15 protein-coding genes are annotated in these 18,254 nt (G+C 36.2%); 4 read left to right on the forward strand and 11 right to left on the reverse strand.

Annotated features, from left to right (window positions below):
• Window positions 1-76 precede the first annotated feature (76 nt).
• From Q73A0000_RS16635 to Q73A0000_RS16650, 4 genes are all read left to right on the forward strand, one after another.
• Window positions 77-1,369, forward strand: a complete 1,293-nt coding sequence (locus tag Q73A0000_RS16635) for a TolC family protein (protein ID WP_193812013.1) — start codon at window positions 77-79, stop codon at window positions 1,367-1,369.
• Between the two features lie 14 nt (window positions 1,370-1,383).
• Window positions 1,384-2,433: an HlyD family secretion protein gene (locus tag Q73A0000_RS16640; protein WP_193812014.1), complete on the forward strand. Its 1,050-nt coding sequence runs from the start codon at window positions 1,384-1,386 to the stop codon at window positions 2,431-2,433.
• A complete protein-coding gene (locus Q73A0000_RS16645) occupies window positions 2,433-3,998 on the forward strand; it encodes a DHA2 family efflux MFS transporter permease subunit (protein ID WP_193812015.1) in 1,566 nt (521 codons plus the stop codon). The genes Q73A0000_RS16640 and Q73A0000_RS16645 overlap by 1 nt, the downstream gene beginning before the upstream one ends.
• A gap of 71 nt (window positions 3,999-4,069) precedes the next feature.
• Window positions 4,070-4,720: a hypothetical protein gene (locus tag Q73A0000_RS16650; protein WP_193812016.1), complete on the forward strand. Its 651-nt coding sequence runs from the start codon at window positions 4,070-4,072 to the stop codon at window positions 4,718-4,720.
• A gap of 267 nt (window positions 4,721-4,987) precedes the next feature.
• Here Q73A0000_RS16650 and Q73A0000_RS16655 read toward each other — a convergent pair whose 3' ends face one another.
• The 11 genes from Q73A0000_RS16655 to Q73A0000_RS16705 all read right to left on the reverse strand — a co-directional run bounded on the left by Q73A0000_RS16655 (window position 4,988) and on the right by Q73A0000_RS16705 (window position 18,244).
• Entirely contained in the window at window positions 4,988-6,328 is a 1,341-nt protein-coding gene (locus Q73A0000_RS16655; protein ID WP_193812017.1) for an erythromycin esterase family protein, read from the reverse strand.
• 36 nt (window positions 6,329-6,364) lie between these two features.
• Window positions 6,365-7,762 carry an efflux transporter outer membrane subunit gene (locus tag Q73A0000_RS16660; RefSeq protein ID WP_193812018.1) on the reverse strand — a complete coding sequence of 466 codons (1,398 nt, stop codon included), beginning with the start codon at window positions 7,760-7,762 and terminating at the stop codon, window positions 6,365-6,367.
• Between the two features lie 22 nt (window positions 7,763-7,784).
• Window positions 7,785-10,928 (reverse strand): efflux RND transporter permease subunit, encoded by a 3,144-nt coding sequence (locus Q73A0000_RS16665; protein ID WP_193812019.1) that lies wholly within the window; start codon window positions 10,926-10,928, stop codon window positions 7,785-7,787.
• Window positions 10,929-10,935: 7 nt separating this feature from the next.
• The gene (locus tag Q73A0000_RS16670) at window positions 10,936-12,123 is read right to left on the reverse strand and encodes an efflux RND transporter periplasmic adaptor subunit (RefSeq protein ID WP_193812020.1); all 1,188 of its coding nucleotides are present in this window, start codon (window positions 12,121-12,123) and stop codon (window positions 10,936-10,938) included.
• 89 nt (window positions 12,124-12,212) lie between these two features.
• The gene (glk, locus tag Q73A0000_RS16675; protein ID WP_193812021.1) at window positions 12,213-13,301 is read right to left on the reverse strand and encodes a glucokinase; all 1,089 of its coding nucleotides are present in this window, start codon (window positions 13,299-13,301) and stop codon (window positions 12,213-12,215) included.
• A gap of 171 nt (window positions 13,302-13,472) precedes the next feature.
• A complete protein-coding gene (locus Q73A0000_RS16680; protein ID WP_193812022.1) occupies window positions 13,473-14,552 on the reverse strand; it encodes a glycosidase in 1,080 nt (359 codons plus the stop codon).
• The gene (locus Q73A0000_RS16685) at window positions 14,549-15,310 is read right to left on the reverse strand and encodes an HAD-IIB family hydrolase (protein ID WP_193812023.1); all 762 of its coding nucleotides are present in this window, start codon (window positions 15,308-15,310) and stop codon (window positions 14,549-14,551) included. Before Q73A0000_RS16685 ends, Q73A0000_RS16680 begins: the two co-directional genes overlap by 4 nt.
• Window positions 15,307-16,311: a type I phosphomannose isomerase catalytic subunit gene (locus Q73A0000_RS16690; RefSeq protein WP_193812024.1), complete on the reverse strand. Its 1,005-nt coding sequence runs from the start codon at window positions 16,309-16,311 to the stop codon at window positions 15,307-15,309. The genes Q73A0000_RS16685 and Q73A0000_RS16690 overlap by 4 nt, the downstream gene beginning before the upstream one ends.
• A 542-nt stretch (window positions 16,312-16,853) precedes the next feature.
• A complete protein-coding gene (locus Q73A0000_RS16695) occupies window positions 16,854-17,279 on the reverse strand; it encodes a hypothetical protein (RefSeq protein WP_193812025.1) in 426 nt (141 codons plus the stop codon).
• 148 nt (window positions 17,280-17,427) lie between these two features.
• Window positions 17,428-17,673, reverse strand: a complete 246-nt coding sequence (locus tag Q73A0000_RS16700) for a hypothetical protein (protein WP_193812026.1) — start codon at window positions 17,671-17,673, stop codon at window positions 17,428-17,430.
• Between the two features lie 55 nt (window positions 17,674-17,728).
• On the reverse strand, window positions 17,729-18,244 hold the full coding sequence (locus tag Q73A0000_RS16705; RefSeq protein WP_193812027.1) for a GNAT family N-acetyltransferase: 516 nt from the start codon (window positions 18,242-18,244) through the stop codon (window positions 17,729-17,731).
• Window positions 18,245-18,254: the final 10 nt, after the last annotated feature.

An 18,254-nucleotide genomic window follows, 5' to 3' on the forward strand; every position in this document is an offset into this window, starting at 1 on the left:
AAAAACCACTCCTTTTTTTTTACCAGAAAAATACAATCAACCATTATTTATTGACCGTTTTATAAAATTAAAATAAATGAGGACTACAGCAAGTATTTTTTTATTCTTGACCAGCATTTTCGGAATGGCACAACAAGAACAATTGCCACTTTCAGATGCGATTTCATTGACCATTGCAAACAATCCAAAATTAAAAAAAGGACAAGCATTGATCAATGCAGCCGCTGCAAGAATTCAACAGTCCAAAAGCAATTACTATCCACAGCTAAGCGCTAATGGTAATTATACTCGCATAGATCCAACTGGTTTTGTTCCTTTTCCTACCGCTCAGGGAGTTCAGAATTTATCATTTATTCCCAATGATAATTACAATGCGAACGTTACGTTGCAGATGAATTTATTTGATTTTGGAAGAACTGCAACCGGAGTGAAAATTGCCGAAAATGGAGAACAGATTTCAGAGACTTCATTGCAATTAAAGAAACAGGAACTTGCTCTGAAAACCATTCAGGTTTTTTATCAGATTCATTTTTTGCAACAGGCGATTTTGGTACAACAAAAACAATTAGATGCTTTACAATTAACTTTAAAACAAACAAAAGAACTAAAAGACAATGGCGAGGCCACCAATTTTGAGTTGCTTACCACAGAAGTGAAAATTGCTTCGGCTGAAAATAAGATGTCGGATTTGATGACAAGTTTAGACATCGCATTTATTCAAATGGAACAACTAACGGGAGCACAAAATTTAAAATATAAAGAATTTGTAAATGATTGGCTGGAGGTAAAACAACCTGATTCTTTAAGCACAGAACATTCAATAGACAATCGCCCGGAATATAAATTGGCAAAACTGCAAGAGGAAACTGCAGCTTTGCAAGAAAAATTGGCTCGTAAAAATTATAATCCATATCTCTTTGCAAATGTTCAGGGAGGTTATAAAAATGCTATTCAGCCAAATATCAATGAACTCAAACTTAATTATGTGGCGGTCGCTCAATTGACCATTCCTATTTTTTCTGGATTTAAAAATAAATATATGCTTCAGGAAGCCAAGGCAAATAAAGAAGCAGCAAGGTTTGAAACCCAAGATACGGAAGTAAACATTAATGCAGAAATAGCGCAAACACTTGAAAATCTGAAAAATTCTTTTGATAAAATTGCGCGTTCCCAACTTCAGGTAGAGCAGGCTAGAAGAGCAACTGAAATTGCACAAAAAAAATATAAAAATGGACTCTTGACGAATTTAGATCTTTTAGATTTTGAAAACTCTTTAGCCGAAGCAGAAATTAACCAGTTGAATGTAATATTCGCTTATACTCTGAACAGTTTTCAACTAAAAAAAGCGATGGGCATTTCTTTATATTAAACAATTTATTGAAAATGGAAAACAACGTAGATCCTCCTAAAAAATCCAAAAAAAGGATCGGTTTTATATTGATTGGGATTATTGTTCTCGTTGGACTTTTCTTCGGAATAAAATATCTTATGTACGTTCTTAAGCATGTCTCCACAGACAATGCCCAATTACAGACTGATGTTTACCAACTTATTCCACAGGTTTCAGGACGGATCAAAAAATCGTATGTCAAGGATTTTCAAGATGTAAAAAAAGGCGATACGCTTTTCATTATTGATACTGATGATTATTCTATTCGAGTAACTTCAGCACAAGCCAGTCTTCAAAACGCGATTGCAAATTTGGAAGTTGCCAAAAGGAGTCCCAGTACTTTACGAACCGGTTTGGGCGTTCCAAGTTCAAATATTAAAGCGGTGGAAGCGGTCAATATTAAAGCCCAACAGGATTTGGCAAGAGGAAAAAATCTTGTGGAGGATGATGTAATAACCCGAGCCAGTTATGATGCCTTAAAAGCTTCAGCCGATGCAGCCGCCGCGCAATATCAAGCTGCCAAGGTACAGTATAACGTTTCGCAAAAGCAGATTGGCACAGCAGATGACCAGATAAAAGCAGCGGAAGCAGTCGTGGCAATGCGACAAGCGGATCTTGCAAATGCCAAATTGCTTTATTCATACACCACGATTATCGCGCCGGCAGATGGTCAGCTTTCAGAAACCAAAATTCAGCAAGGACAGTTTGTGCAAGCAGGTCAGCCAATAACGACCATGCTTGGCAGTTCAGTTTGGGTTATTGCAAATTTTAAGGAAACCCAACTTCGGAAAATTCACAAGGATTATAAGGCCATTATTACCGTAGATGCTTATCCCAAAAAAGATTTTAAAGGGAAAGTTACCTCGCTTTCTCCTGCTACCGGTGCAACATTTTCATTGTTACCGCCGGATAATGCGACAGGAAATTTTGTAAAAGTAGTACAATTAGTTCCTGTTAAGATTGAATTTATTGGCAGTATTCCATCCAACTATAATTTGGAGGCTGGCATGAGTGTAAATGTAAGTATAGCAACAAAACAGTAATGGCAGAAGTAGGCCTCAAAAAATGGATGATTACGATAACCGTAATACTTTGTTCTATGCTGGAACTGGTGGATATTTCTATTGTAAATGTCGCCATTACAGATATGATGGGAAATCTCGGAGCAACCATTAATGACGTAAGCTGGGTGATTGCTGCTTATGCCATTGCCAATGTAATCATTATCCCAATGGCTGGTTTTTTATCTGAAAGATTTGGGCGTCGTAACTATTTTATTACTTCGGTCGTTGTTTTTACCATTGCTTCAGTTTGTTGTGGATTGTCCACAAGCATTTGGGAATTGGTGGCTTTTCGATTTGTTCAAGGAATGGCGGGCGGTGCATTACTTACTACTTCCCAAACCATTTTGGTAGAGACTTTTCCGGAAGAAGAATTGGGACTTGCTAATGGTCTTTTTGGAATGGGCATTATCGTTGGGCCGACAATTGGGCCGACATTGGGTGGCGTTATCGTTGACAATCTTTCGTGGCACTGGATCTTTTTTATTAATTTGCCTATCGGAATAATTGCTACTATTTTGGCATTTAGTTTCATAAAAAGTCAAGCTGGTTATAACCCTAAAGCGGTAAAGGCTAAAATTGACTGGTTAGGTATTTTCTTATTGATAATAGGCATAGGTTCTTTGCAACTCATGCTTGAAAAAGGAAAGGAAGAAGAATGGTTTCAATCTACTTTTATCATCATTCTTACCGCTATTTCTATTTTTGGGATTATCGCATTTATTGTAAGAATGCTTCGTCATAAAGATCCGCTCGTGGATTTAAAAATTTTACGGCATAGAAATGTTTCCATCGGAACTTTTATGGCTTTCATTTTAGGTTTTGGACTTTTTGGAACGGTGTTTATTTATCCGATTTTTACGCAACAAATTTTAGGTTACACTGCTACCCAAACTGGTGAACTTCTGATTCCCGGTGCATTGTTGGGAGGTGTTTCAATGCCAATCGTTGGGAAACTGGTACAAAAGGGAATTTCGCCCAAATATTTAATCCCTATCGGATTTGTAGTTTTTGCCACTTTTACTTTTTTAATGGCGAGCATCATTACCCCAAATACCGATCAAGGTAACTTTTTCATTCCACTATTGTTAAGAGGTATGGGAATTGGTTTTTTGTTTTTACCGTTAACAATCCTATCATTACAGGGCCTGAAAGGAAGAGATGTTTCACAATCTGCAGGACTAACTAATATGATGCGACAATTGGGTGGCTCATTTGGGATCGCCATATTGGCAACCTATTTAACGAACAGAGAACAATTTAACCTAGAAAGAATAGGACTGCATTTAAACAGCAACGATCCTATGGTAATGCAGCGCGTTCAAAATATAATTAATGGTTTTGTAGCAAAAGGGACTAACGCTTTTGAGGCAAAACAGCAAGCTTATAGAGTGCTTGAAGGGATGTTGATGAAACAGGCTTATCTGGTTACTTATATCGATACATTCATAATGCTTGGTGTTTTTTTTATCGCCTGCATCCCAATTGTATTTTTAATTAAAAAATATAAAGTTGGTGGAACGGAGAAACAGATGCCAATGCCTTGATGGTTTTTAAATATATGTTGGAGTATTCAAAATGATTTCATATAGTATTAATAATTAAAAAACGATGTATTATGAAAAAGTTCTTATTTGTATTAGTATTGCTATTTGCAATATTAGTGTCAGCACAAAATTTACCAAGTGCGGTTTCGAAATCTTTTAACAAACAGTTTCCCAATCAGGTAATTACTTCCTGGAATGACAATGGTTATTACAATTACGAAGATGATTGGGGAGATGATGTTTACTTTGGTGACTATGATTTTGATGGTTTTATGGATGCGGGATTTGATGGCTATTTTTCTCCATATGGCTTCGGCTATGGTTACGGGAATGGCTATGGCTACGGTTATGCGAGTCCTTATTATGGATTGAACAGAGAATATGAAGTACCGGTTGATTATGTAGTTCGAACCGAAGTTTCACCAACCTATTATCAAATTTATTTTACGATGGATAATATCAAAATGACTTCTCTATTTAAACCCGACGGAACATTCATCATCGCTAAAGGTAGGGTTCACAATTTACCGAGCAGTGTTACTTCTGCTGCTATGGGTAAATTTAAAGGACAGACCATTAGGTTTGGATTAGATATGGAAAAAATAATAGTTCCCAGTGTAGCAACTCCTGTATATCGCTTTAAAGTTGAAGTGAGACGCGCGAGAAGTCATATTGTGAAAATGGATACCACTGGAAAAGTGATCTCAGATAATATTCGATAAATAAATCGTAATTTTTTAATCTCTCAATAATTTCTATTGGGAGATTTTTTTAAATCTTAAGACTAGATATTTAAATGTAGATAAGAGAGAGTATGTCTCAATTTCTTTTCAACCGCAAAATATGTAAAGTATTATTTAAATGTAAGCCAACCAAAAGTTTGCAAAAGCAATAAAATAAAGGTTGTACTATTTTGTATTCTTTTATAAATCTTTTCTTTATTTGTCTTTTGCCACTTTTGCTGTTTACAGAATAAACTTTTTTATCTCTTAACGAGTGATAGGATGAAGAGCAGTTGTGGAATCAATATATAAAAAAGCATCATATCGTTTAGGAATAATTGAGGTACCATAAACTTCATTGGTTCCGGAAAATGAAGCGCCTACCGACCGAAACGGAATACTCTGGTTATAACGATGATTCTTTTCAAAGTCTTTTGATATGAGAATTTTGTTTTCAGGACCAAGTTCATGAAGCACATATTCCCAACTTCCTTTTTTTGCTTTAGACAAAGGTTGATTTTTTTTAATGGTCGAATACCACGGATAACCTGTCATTACATACCCTTCATAGGTTCCAAAAGCCGAAGTGAAAACTTGCTTGCTGCCTAATTCATTCTTAAGTATTTTGCCTACACTGGTATAAGCACCTTTCATGTTGGAATAATCGACATCACCGGAATGTGCGTTGTGTATCCAGATGACCGCTTTAGCATTTTCTCCGTAAAAAAGTAAAATTCTTTTAATGGTTTCTGCCATGTAAGTGTCGCGGATATTCCAGGATTTTTGACGATTGGTAACCATTGTTCTAAAATAACGTTCTCCTTCCAGAGCAAGTAAAGCTTCCTGTTGCATCAGAAAAGTTGACTCTTTAGTAGCTCCGGTTTTGCCATAACGTTCTGTGATTATTTTAGATAAATTTTCGGTAAGATTTTGATGGTTAACCTTTAGATCTTCGACCTTTCTGGAATAGGTGAGTGCGCTGTTATTATAAGAGGTAAAGGTTTTTCGCACTTTTTTTTCGGCATTAATCAATATTGTGTCTTTTACAATATTATTTGGTTCAGACCAATCCCAAAAGCTATAAAGATCGAGCCCATAAAATCCAACTTTTTTTTCATCAGCTTTTTCTTGATTAAACTGGTTAAGCCAAAAAATCATCGAGGCTATTTCATAATTACCCCACATATATTCTGGCCAGCGATCATAAACCTTTAATAATTTTACAGCTGCAATACTATCTTGAAGAGGTCCTTTGATAAATTGGTTTACTTTGTAAGAATCTGCCCAGTCTCCTTCAACCAAAACAAGATTGAAGCCTTTTTCTGTGACCAATCTTTTGGTAATTTCCTCACTCCATTTATAATATTCGTGGGTTCCGTGAGTAGATTCTCCAAGCAAAACAACACGGGCATCATTAATAGCATTTAATAAAACATCAAGATCCTTTTCATTTTCCAAAGGATAATATGGAATGGCTTTGTCAATAGTTTTGGCTGCTGCTATTTTTACCGTTTCAGTATTTTTATTCGTTGGCAAAGTTGTACTGCAAGCTAATAATGTAAAAGCTAAAATGATAAAAAACTTATTTTGAAGATTCTGGAATTTCATAATAATTATATATTAGTCTGATATCCATTTTTAACTTTATTTCCAGCCGCCGCCCAAACTTTGATAAAGGTTAACAACTGCGGTCAATTTTTGCAATTGGTCACTGACCTGATTTAGTTGAGCCGCAAGATAACTTTGTTGTGAAGTCAGAACATCCAGATAGGAAGTTTGTGCATAACCGTAATTAAGCAATTCCCTGTTATAATCTACTGCTTTGCTTAAAGCAAGTAACTGTTCATCTCTGCTGTTCTTTTTTTCTTCAGCCATTTGATAACTAAATAATGCATTGGAAACTTCTTGCCCCGCTCCTAATAAAGTCGAATAGAAGTTGGCGGTGTTTTCTTCATATTGCGCTTTTGCGATTGCTAATATTTGTTTGTTAAGGCCTTGATTAAAAATAGGTTGTGCTAATCCACCGATGAGATTGTAAAATAAAGATGCCGGATCAAACAATGTTTTTAGGGTCGTGTTCTGCCACCCACCTTGCGCCGTAATGGTAAGAGATGGATAGAAGTAAGTTCGTGCATTATTGATGTGTTCAAAATTATAACGCAATTGATATTCGGCCTGCTGCACATCTGGTCGATTGGCCAATAATTGCGCTGGAATACCGGTTTGTAATACAGTGTCGAATTCCTGTTCCTCAATAGTTCCTCTATCTATAGGTCCAGGAGATCGGGCGATTAAAATACTCAATGCATTTTCGGTTTGCCGGATGCTGTACTTAAGATCAGGAATGGTTACTTGTGTAGCATAAAGGTTGGCTTCACTTTGCGCCACCGACGCCTCGGTAATTCTATTGGCTGTTTTTAATAATTTATTGGTAGAAATATCTTCTTTTAAATAACTGATTGTTTTAAGGGTTATTTCCAACTCTTTGTCCATGGCGAGTAAATTATAATAATTGTTGGCAATATGGGCGATCAACAGGGATTGTACGGTTCTTTGGTATGCTTGACTCTGAAGCAGCAATGCCAATTCTCCTCTTTTTGCACTTTGTAATTTCCCCCAGATATCAGCTTCCCAACTTGCATTTCCTCCCAATTGAAAAATCTGTTTGTTAGCGGTAAATCCACGACTTTGAGTTGCTGACAAACCTTGTTGTGTAACTTGAGCTAATGCACTCACATTTGGCAGAAACTGGAGTTTGCTTTGGTCAAAGTTCGCTTCTGCCTGCTTAATACGAGCTACGGCTACTTTTAAATCATAACTGTTTGCAATGCCTTCCGCAATCAATTTCTGTAACTTCTGATCTTTAAATAAAGTAGTGTAAGGAAGATTGGCGATGGTCGTAGTATCCGTAGTTTCAGCATCTCGATAGAGTTCGCTCATTTCCATAGTTGGAGCTTGGTATGTTTTAGAAATACCACAATTAGTAATGCACAGTGCTGTTGTTAAGATGATACCAACTATTTTAAATATATTATTTTTCATTTTTAAAGTACTTGATTTTAAACTATTTCAGATCAGGATTTGGTAGATCTTGATCGTCTTTATTTCCTTTGATGAATTCCTCCAAAGATTGAAAAAGAATAAAAAGGCCAGGTATCACAAAAACTCCAAATAAAGTTCCTACGAGCATTCCACCAACTGCACCAACTCCAATCGATTGATTACCTGCGGCACCAACTCCAGACGCAAAAACCAATGGTAAAAGCCCAACAATAAAAGCAAGTGAGGTCATTAAAATCGGACGTAATCTCGCGGTTGCTCCGGCAACAGCAGCATCAATAATTGTCATTCCAGATTTGCGTCTTTCCAAAGCATATTCCACCACCAAAATTGCATTCTTGGAGAGCAGTCCTATCAACATAATTACTGCCAACTGCATATAGATATTATTATCAATTTTAAATAAATGGGCAAAAAAATAGGTGCCCATTAAACCGACGGGTAGCGTAAATAAAATTGAAAATGGAATAAGAAGGCTTTCATACAATGCCACCAAAAGGAAATACACAAACACAATACACAGAACATAAATATACAAGGTCTGACCACCGCTTTTACTTTCCTCCCGTGAGATCCCGGAATATTCAAAACCATAACCTTGTGGAAGAGACTTCGCAGCAACTTCATTTATGGCAATTAGTGCGTCTCCGCTGGTATAACCGGAATTAGGTTGTCCGGTAACTGCGATACTTGTGTATAAATTAAAACGCGAAATACTCTGTGGACCAAATGTTTTAGTCATTGTGATAAATTCATTGATAGGAGCCATTGTGCCAGAGGAATTTTTGACATATATTTTATTTAATCCTTGAAGATTGCTTCTGTAAGGTGCATCTGCTTGAACAATTACCCGGTATTGTTTTCCGAATTCGTAGAAATTAGACGCATAGTCACCTCCATAATATCCCTGCATTGCCGAAATAATTGAATTCATGCTGAAGCCCGCCTGTTTTGCCTTCGCAACATTAATGTCCATTAAATACTTCGGATAATTAAGTGCAAAGCCGGTTGCGGCATATTGAATTTCTGGACGTTTATTCAGTGCGTCCAGAAATTTCCCTGAAACGTTGTTGAAACTCTCCAGACTACCTCCAGTTTTGTCTTGCAATTGCAATGAGAATCCTCCCGAAACACTAAATCCGGTAACGGTTGGTGGTGCAAAAAATAGAATTTTAGCGTCTTTGATTCCTGCCGTTTTTTGAAACAATTGCCCAACAATATCATTGATGCCAACTCCTTTTCTTTCGCCCCAAGGTTTTAACCTCATGATCATTAAAGCATAATTACTTCCACTTCCATTAATAATACTTGTACCTGTTACTTCTGCAGTATTTTGTATGTCTGGTATTCCAGATGCAATTTCATTAACTTGATTAGCAATCTGGGTTGTTTTTTCCAAAGAAATCCCTGGTGAAAGCGCAATGTCTGCAAATACCACCCCTTGATCTTCATCGGGTACAAATCCAGACGGCGTTGTTTTCATAAAATAAACCAACAGTGCAATAGCGACTAATATCGCCACCGGTACCATCCAGCTTTTGCGGGATAAAAACAAAATAGATCCTTGATATTTACCTTTTATAGCATCAAAACCTGTATTAAAACCTGTTTTAAATTTTTGAAGGAAAGTCTTTTTTTGATCTGGATTTTCGTGATGAGGTTTAAGAAATAAGGCACATAAGGCAGGACTTAAAGTTAAAGAAGAGATTGCTGAAATAACAATAGCCGATGCCAAGGTCAGTCCAAATTGATTAAAAAACACTCCAGAAGAACCACTGATAAAAGAAACTGGTATAAATACGGAAGCCATAACCAAAGTAATTGCGATAATAACGCTGCTCAAATTTGACATGGTATCAATAGCCGCTTGTTTTGAAGAAGTATAACCTTCGTCTAGTTTGGCGTGTACGGCTTCAACCACCACGATAGGATCATCTACCACAATACCAATTGCCAATACCAATGCAAAAAGCGTAAGCAGATTAATGGTAAAGCCAAAAAGGGTAAGGCAGGCAAACGTTCCAACTATGGAAACGATGATGGAAACTGCCGGGATAAGAGTCGATCTAAGATCTTGTAAAAATAATAGAACAACCAAAAAAACCAGGAAATAAGCGATTAGCAAAGTTTCGATCACTTTGCTGATAGAAGCATCTAAAAAATCATTAACGTTAAAAAGTGAAATATAATGAATTCCTTTAGGGAAAGATGCTGAAGCGGTATCGAGTGTTGCAATTGTTTGTTTTATAATGTTTTGTGCATTAGATCCCGCTGTTTGGCTAACTGCAATTACGGTTGCAGGTTTTCCATCTGTGCTTTGTGTTGAGGCATAAGTTAAAGTCCCAAGTTCAACGCGTGCGATGTCTTTTAACCTTAATATCGAACCATCACTAGAGGCACGTAAAATAATATTTTCAAATTGATCAGCCGATTGAAGTCTTCCTGTAAATTGAATATTGTATTGAAATACCTGATTGCTGTTCTCTCCAAATTTCCCTGGGGCAGCATCTATATTCTGTTCGGCCAGTGCATTCACCACATCATCAGGTACTAGTCCATAAACAGCCATAACATCAGGTTTTAGCCAGATACGCATTGCGTAATCCTGTGATCCGAAAACATTTACGCCACCAACGCCATTGATTCGTTGAATGGTTGGAACAATATTAATGGTCGCATAATTACTCAAAAACTTCAAATCATAATCTGGATTGTCACTTTTTAAAGCGAAAAATAAAAGGTTACTACTTTGTTTTTTACTTACGGTAACTCCGGTTTGAATTACTTGAGCGGGTAAAAGTTTGGTTGCACTTTGAACACTGTTCTGAACATTCACTGCATTAATGTCTGGATCGCTGCCCAAATCAAAATAAATAGTAATCGATGCTGTTCCATCATTGGTGGCAGTTGAGGTCATATAAGACATTCCTTCAACACCATTAATAGCTTCTTCTAACGGAATAACGACATTGTTTAGAACCACTTCTGCATTGGCGCCAGGATAGGTAGCCGTAACATTTACGGTGGGCGGTGCAATTTGTGGATATTGGGTAACAGGCAATGAGAGGTAAGCCAAAACTCCCAAAATCACAATCATTACCGAAATGACGGTAGATAATAATGGTCTTTCAATAAATATCTTAAACATTTGATTTTTATTTGATTGCGTTAGTACTTACTGCTTTTTCAACCGCTTCATAAACACTGTCTTTTTTTACAGGAATCGGTTTTATACGCGTGCCTGGTTTTAAGCCACCAACGCCTTCCAGAACGATGGTTGCGGTTTTGTCTAATCCTTTAGTTACGATAAATAGATTACCGATGGTATTTTCACTAACTTCGATACTCGTGCTCAATAAACTGTCTTTTTTTACAACCTGATAAACGAATTTTTTTCCTTGTAGGTCAAAGGTTGCTTCCTGTGGGACTAAGGTTGTTGAATCCACACCGATTGGAATTAGAATATTGGCACTACTTCCACTTTGTATCAGACCATTTGGGTTGGGAAAGGTAGCTCTGAAATTTGCCGATCCCGTTTCGGTACTCACCACTCCAGAAGACGTCGTTACTTTTCCTTTCATAGGATATATCGTTCCGTCTGCCAATTGTAAGGAGACTTCTTCTAAACTGTTAATTTTGTTTTTTTGTGTAGTTCCTTTAAAATAGCGCGTGAATTCAAGAAGTTGTTTTTCATTAATTGAAAAATAGGCGTACACATTTGCGGTATTATAAACGGTAGTCAACGCATTTCCTGAAGTACTGCTGACCAGACTTCCTGTTTTATAAGGTATTGCGCCCACCGTCCCATTGGAGGGACTTCGAATGGTAAGATAGCTGAGATTTACTTGGGCATTAGTAAGATTTGCTTTTGCCGAAGCGAGTGCAGCCTGACTGGATTCCAAAGCGTATTGATTCGCTTCCAAAGCGTAATTGCTCACAATGTTTTTATCAACCAAAGGTTTTACTTGATTCACCTGCATTTGAGCAGATTTTACATTGGCAGCTGCTATTTTCACTTGCGCATTGGCACTTCTAACAGCTTCCTCATATTGTGGATTTCTTAAATGAAAAAGAAGCTGCCCTTTTTTAACAATGGCACCTTCATCCACATACATTTTTTCGATAAATCCATCCACCTTTGGAATGATAACAACATCTTGCTCTCCCTGTATGGTTGCAGGAAAATTATAAGTGATAACAGCATCTCCATAATAAACAGGTGCCACTTTGTAAGAGGCTATTGGAGGTGGACCACCAGGTGATCCAGGTTTTCCCGCTTTTTGTTTGTCTTTATTGCAACTTAACAAGACCGAGAGTAGTATTAAAAAAGTTAGTTTTTTCATCAGATCTTTAATTAAATAGTGGAATAACACCAAATTGGTTAATGATATTTATGATACACGTGCTGAATTACTTACTTTAGAATGTATTACTATTTCTGAACGGTTTCCACAATAGCCATCGCCGCATAATATGCTGCACCAATCAAAGCTGTTTTATCATTGAGAACTATTTTCACCGGGATATTTTTCAGCAAATGTTCCATACGCCCTACGTTGATAAAGTTCTTGTAAAATTCTTTTTTATCAATCAGATTTAAGATTTTTGGAGCAATCCCTCCACCGATATAAATTCCACCAGTTGCTTTCGTTTTTAAGGCAAGCTGCGCAGCTTCTACACTAAGATATCTCACAAAAAGTTGAAGGGTTTCAACACATGTCGAATCTTTATTTTCTAGTGCAGCAGTAGATATTACTTTGGCGAGATCTTCATTTTTAAATTTTTCCGTGAGCCAATCGGGTTCTTTTTCACTTCTGTAGTTTCGTAAAAATTGATAGATATTGTGAATTCCCTGTCCTGAAACAACTCTTTCCCAACTAACATGGTCGAATTTCGTTTTTAAATATTTCCAAAATTCCATATCAAGTGTAGTGTTTGGACTAAAATTACAATGACCACCTTCAGTAGCATAAGGGTGGTAATGCGAACCATCCCAATATAATACGGCCTCGCCAAGACCTGTTCCCGGCGAAATAATTGCTGCATTGCCTTCTGCTTTCTGGCCATCAGTCAGAATTTCAAAGTCTGCATCTTTAAGAGTTGAAAGTCCGTAAGCATTGGCTTCTAGGTCATTAATAAGATTTATGCTTTTAATATTCAAATCTTTTTCCAACTTTTTGGTGTCGATTTCCCAGGCAAAGTTGACGCCCCGAACTTTATCGCCATCTACAGTTCCGGCCACACCTAAACAAGCGCAATTAATTGTTGACAATTCATCTCCGTGAAAATTTCGAATCGCTTTTACAAAAGAATCGTGATCTGTAGTGGGGTAGCGTTGATCTTTAATGGAAATCAATTTTCCTTTTTCGATTTGGAAAAGAGCAAGTTCCGTTTTTGTTCCACCTACATCTGCAGCCAAAACCATCCCAGACTCGGGTAATTTATTTTGCCCAGAAGGGTAAGCCATTGGTAAAGTAGCATTTGAAATATCGGGAAAAGAAATTGCTTTAAAATTTTCCATTTTTAATTGCGTTATAGTTAAGGTGTTGTCTATCAGTATTTTTTTTTAATTTAATTTTTAAATATCATTAAGATTTTTAAAAGGAATTTAGCAATCATTTTTGAATTTTGCTGTGACTAAAATTTCATTTCTTTAGGTTCAAATTCACTGTTCAAGTTATCAAAAGCTCATTTAATTTTCAGGCAAACTTTCGGGTATTATCATTTTAGCAACACCTATTCTGTCATCTGCCATTCCATAATACACATCTATTCTATTGGGCTGCCCAATATCATCACGGCGATCTGTACCTGTTGGAAATACGACATCACCAACAGTTCCGATTGTTTCACTTGGTAATTCTGGAGTTAAAATGGGATGTGCAGAACGGTATAATATTTTTTGAGGCTCTTTTTCTGATAAAATCATCACTCCTGCAGAATAGCAGTATTTAGGATTTTCTTTGGTGTAACCTTCTCTTTTGTGCACACCATGATACACCAACATCCATCCATGTTTAGTCAGTACGGGTGGTGCTCCGGCTCCAATTTTTAAATTTTCCCAGGGATTTTCTGGAGAAGCTAAGCGATAATGCGACGTAAATTTTGCATTTTCCAGAGAGGTTTGTTTTCCTTCTTTCAAATTAAAATAGGAAATCCAAATACTCTCTTTGTGCTTATCTATATTTCGATCTTTATCAAGTTTAACCGTTGCTTCCGGTATGGTATCCGGAAAAAGAGGACGGTGTAACATTGCAATCGATTGATGATTGTGCGGACTGGGAAGTTCTACTGGGAAAAAACTGGCATCTTTATCATTAACATTATTGAAATCGACGGGCTTATAAAGAGTGTAACAAATCAATCCCATTCTTTCCCACGTAAACAGATCTTTCGATCTCGCCATGGCAATGCGCGGCCCATTCGGTCCGTAAGCCGTATAAGTCATAATATAATGCTCCACAGGTTCTACGTAAGTTATTCTGGGATCTTCACAACCGCCACCGCCATTCGGGCGTTTCTCGTAATCTGTTTCAGGTTCTAAGACAACACCCAAACGCTCTACATCTACCGGGTCACCCTCTTTATTAAATATCACTTTGGCAATGCCAATACGCGAATAATTATTTTTAGCAACCAAACGTGGAAAGAGATAAAGATTTCCATCTGGGCCCCGAGTTACTGCAGGATTTAGCACGCCTTCAACTTCCAACTCGTTGCCTTCCTCGGGTTTCATGATGGTACAGATTCGATGTAATTGGAAGGGTATCATTGTTTTTCTTTTTTAGGTTTTAAACAAGCAATGATTGTTTCAATAATTCTTTTAGTTTCTTCAGGATCTCTTACCTGAATACAATCTGCACCAGTTTTTCTCGCCGGATGATCGTTACCACCTTCAAATAATGCATCTCCAATAAAGAGCATTTGTGGAATTTTTATTTCTAAAATTTCATTAAGTTTTCTTATTCCGTACGCTTTATCAATTCCTGGTTTTACAATGTCAATAGAAGTCGTTCCTCCCATGCCAATAGAAAATCCTTTTAAAGTCTTTTTGAGCGGTTCCACAATTTTTTTGCGTTTTTTAAAATCAGGATCCCAATCTTTTTTTGCGTCGAGCGGCGCTTTCTGTCCCAATGCAGAAAAGGTGATTTGACTTCCTCTATCTTCAATTTGTTCTCCCCAAGTCTTTTTAATATCAAGATGAGCTGCTTCAATCGCAGTGTGTAGATTATCGAGGATTTTTTTTCTTTCTTCTGGCGTAAAATTCTCTTCGTATAATTCCTTCCAATCTTTTTTGTACTGGTAAAATTTTGTCCCACAAGTAGGAAGAATTGATAGTTTTTTTAATATTGAATTCTTTGGTAAATGCTTCAAGACCTGTTTCTCGAACTGAGGCCAATCACCACCTGAAATAATGGCGACTTTAGCTACTTCTAATAAATGATATAGAAGTTCTGCCATTTCCTTGTCAATCGCAGATTTACTCTTGGCCAAGGTGCCATCTAAATCGAAAACAATGAGTTTTTTCATAATGAATAATTCAGTTTTTTATCTGGAATAGCGATTTGAAGAAGCGTCATTTCTTGTTTGGGATGAAGGCTGAGTTGCCCAATTATTGCTGGTATAAGCATCACTTCCCCTTTATCAATCAAATATTCTTTACCATTATAATTTACCGAACCCTTTCCGTCGGTGCAAACTAAAATCGCTGGTTCATCTTTGAAACCAACGGTCATTTCTGATTGGGTTTTAATTCGCCAAAGCTTAAAATGCTCGTCATCGAAAAGTTTCTCACTGTTATTAAAATCGGGACTTTTTACCGGAATTACTGGTTCGATATCAACCTGATTATAATCAATACAGTCAATCGCTTCTTCTACTTGAAGTTCGCGAGGTTCTCCAGTTTTCGGATCTGTTCTGTCCCAGTCATAAAGACGGAATGTAACGTCACTGTTTTCCTGAACTTCAAAAACGACGGTCCCACCGAGGGTATGAACCGTTCCGGAATGAATAAATAGCGCATCATCTTTTTTGGGTACAAAACTATGAAGACAATCGGATACCGAATTGTTTTCAATAGAATCCAGCAAATTCTCTTTGGTGGTTCCTTTTTTTAAACCTGCATAAATGCGGCTGTCATTACTTGTTTCCAAAACGACCCAAGCTTCGGTTTTGCCTGAATCTCCTTTTGGAATATATTCTTTTTGATTATCTGAAGGATGAACTTGAACTGATAATACTTCTTTACAATCCAGGAACTTTAAGAGGAGTGGAAACTGGTCGAACCAATCGCCCATTTTACCCATAATTTCGTACTTGAAATCTTTCATTAACTCTGTAAGAGTTGTCCCTTGCAGTGGACCTTCAGAAACTTCGTTTGCATGATCTTTTCGATCGCTTAAAATCCAGGCTTCCCCAATAGGTTCGTTTTCAGGAAGTGGTGTTGAAAGTAAATCTGCCAGTTTTCTACCGCCCCATAAGCGATATTGGTAGATAGGATCGAACTTTAAAGGATAAATTGAGTGGCTCATCTTGATGTTTTTAGGATACAGAACAGATGTTTCTTACAATTTTTAAATCTCATGTAAAACTTCTTTAGTAATGAAAATTTAAAGAATAAAGAGATTTATTGAATATAGAATAACGTAAAGATGAGATAGAAATTTTAAAATATTGTTACATTATTACATTAAATGTTACATAAATAATAGGTGTTTAAAATGATGTGAACAGATTTATCATCTCAGATGGGTTGCTAGTGTATTTGGAGCAAAAGCATTTTAAGCATGATAATTTTCCCACTGATTGACCAATTTTCCTTACGTGAACTTTGAATTAATAGTGATTTATATTAGATGGTGATTAAAATAATTTTCAAATTCTGTTTTAAGATTTGGTGATAAGGAGTATAGAGATTTTAGAATAATATTAAAAGAAACTTTTTTATGACTAAATCATTTATATAATAAGCCCCAAATATTTAATATTGGGCCATATTTTTGCTCCATTTTATTTCAACAAAAATCCCGAAACTCAGAAGTTTCGGGATTTTGATTTTTATGAAAATAAGAAACTAGTTTTCTTTAATTTCTACAGTATATTCGAGTTTGTTAAGTTTGTCTTCTAATTTCAGAATATCTTTTTCTATTTTTTGTATTCTTAAATTACTTCTTCTCAACTCTCTATTGGCAGCTTCTGTTTTTCTTAAAAGTTTCGCTGCGTTTCTCGCATCTTTAGCAGTTGTTTTCGGGTCTGAGGGTGAGAATTTATCCGTAGTCCGATCTGATTTTTTATCAAGAGTTTTTACGTCTTCTGAAAGCTTGACGTTGACCTGTCTTTCTTTTTCCAAATCAATTTTCTTACTTACTAAATCCGCGTTGAGTTTTACCACTTGAGCTTGCTCCTTGAGTGTTTTCAGGTTTTGCTGTTGAGCATTTACATTAATGGAAATCACCATGAAACCTAACGCGAGTAGAAGAGAAATAAGTTTTGTTTTCATTTTGTACAATTCTGTTTTTTAGTTGGGTGCAAAAATAATTTAAAAATAAATGTAATAGGATTCTTATTTATTTTTTTTCCGATTATTCAAACACAAAAAAATTCCGAAACTTTACAATTTCGGAATTTAATTTATATGTTATTATAATTTATTTTCGTCCGCCTTTTCTTGCTACTAAAACAATAATGATAATAAGAATTAAAGCGCCAATCATCCACAATAATGGATTATTCGTCCAGTCGCTTCCCATCATGTCATTATCTTTATTCACATTGATATCAACTTTTAAATCGGCTCCCTTTTCCTGCGCTTTTACAAAAACGATTGCAAGGTTTACAACAAGTGCCAATATGAAAATCTGAATCTTTGAAAGTAAATTTGCACGTATCATCATTTTAATTTTTAATGTTATTAAAATTGATATTTCTAAAACCGTACCAAATAGAAAATTATTCTGTTTCTAATGAAGCTTGGAAGCTGAATTCCATTAAATAATCATCCATAACATATCCGTTTCCAATGTCAAAAACTTCATCATGATACACTTTAAAACCTTGTGATTCGTAAACTTTTTTTGCCGAATTGTCTTTGTTTACGTTCAAGACAATTCTTTTATCTGAAGTTTCAGCTACTTTATCTTTTAAAAAATTAATTGCCTTTTTTCCAAGACCTTTTCCTTTAAATTCTTCTAAAAGATAAATGCGATGAAGTTTGGTAGTATCTTTTTCATAATGATTTTCAAAGCCGATAAACCCAGCATTAAGATCATCATTTACAATCACATAATAATGATAATTTGGATTTCGAAAGTGATTCGATATTTCTGTGTGAGAATACATTTCGCTTAACATATATTCGATTTGCTCTTTCGATAAAATGTTTGCATAAGCGGAATTCCAAGATTTTTCTGCTAACTGCTGAAGAAGAGGAATGTCTTTCTCTGATGCTTTTTTAAATTCAACCATGTGGTTTGTT

Source organism: Kaistella flava (ex Peng et al. 2021) (assembly GCF_015191005.1).
GTDB lineage: Bacteria > Bacteroidota > Bacteroidia > Flavobacteriales > Weeksellaceae > Kaistella > Kaistella flava.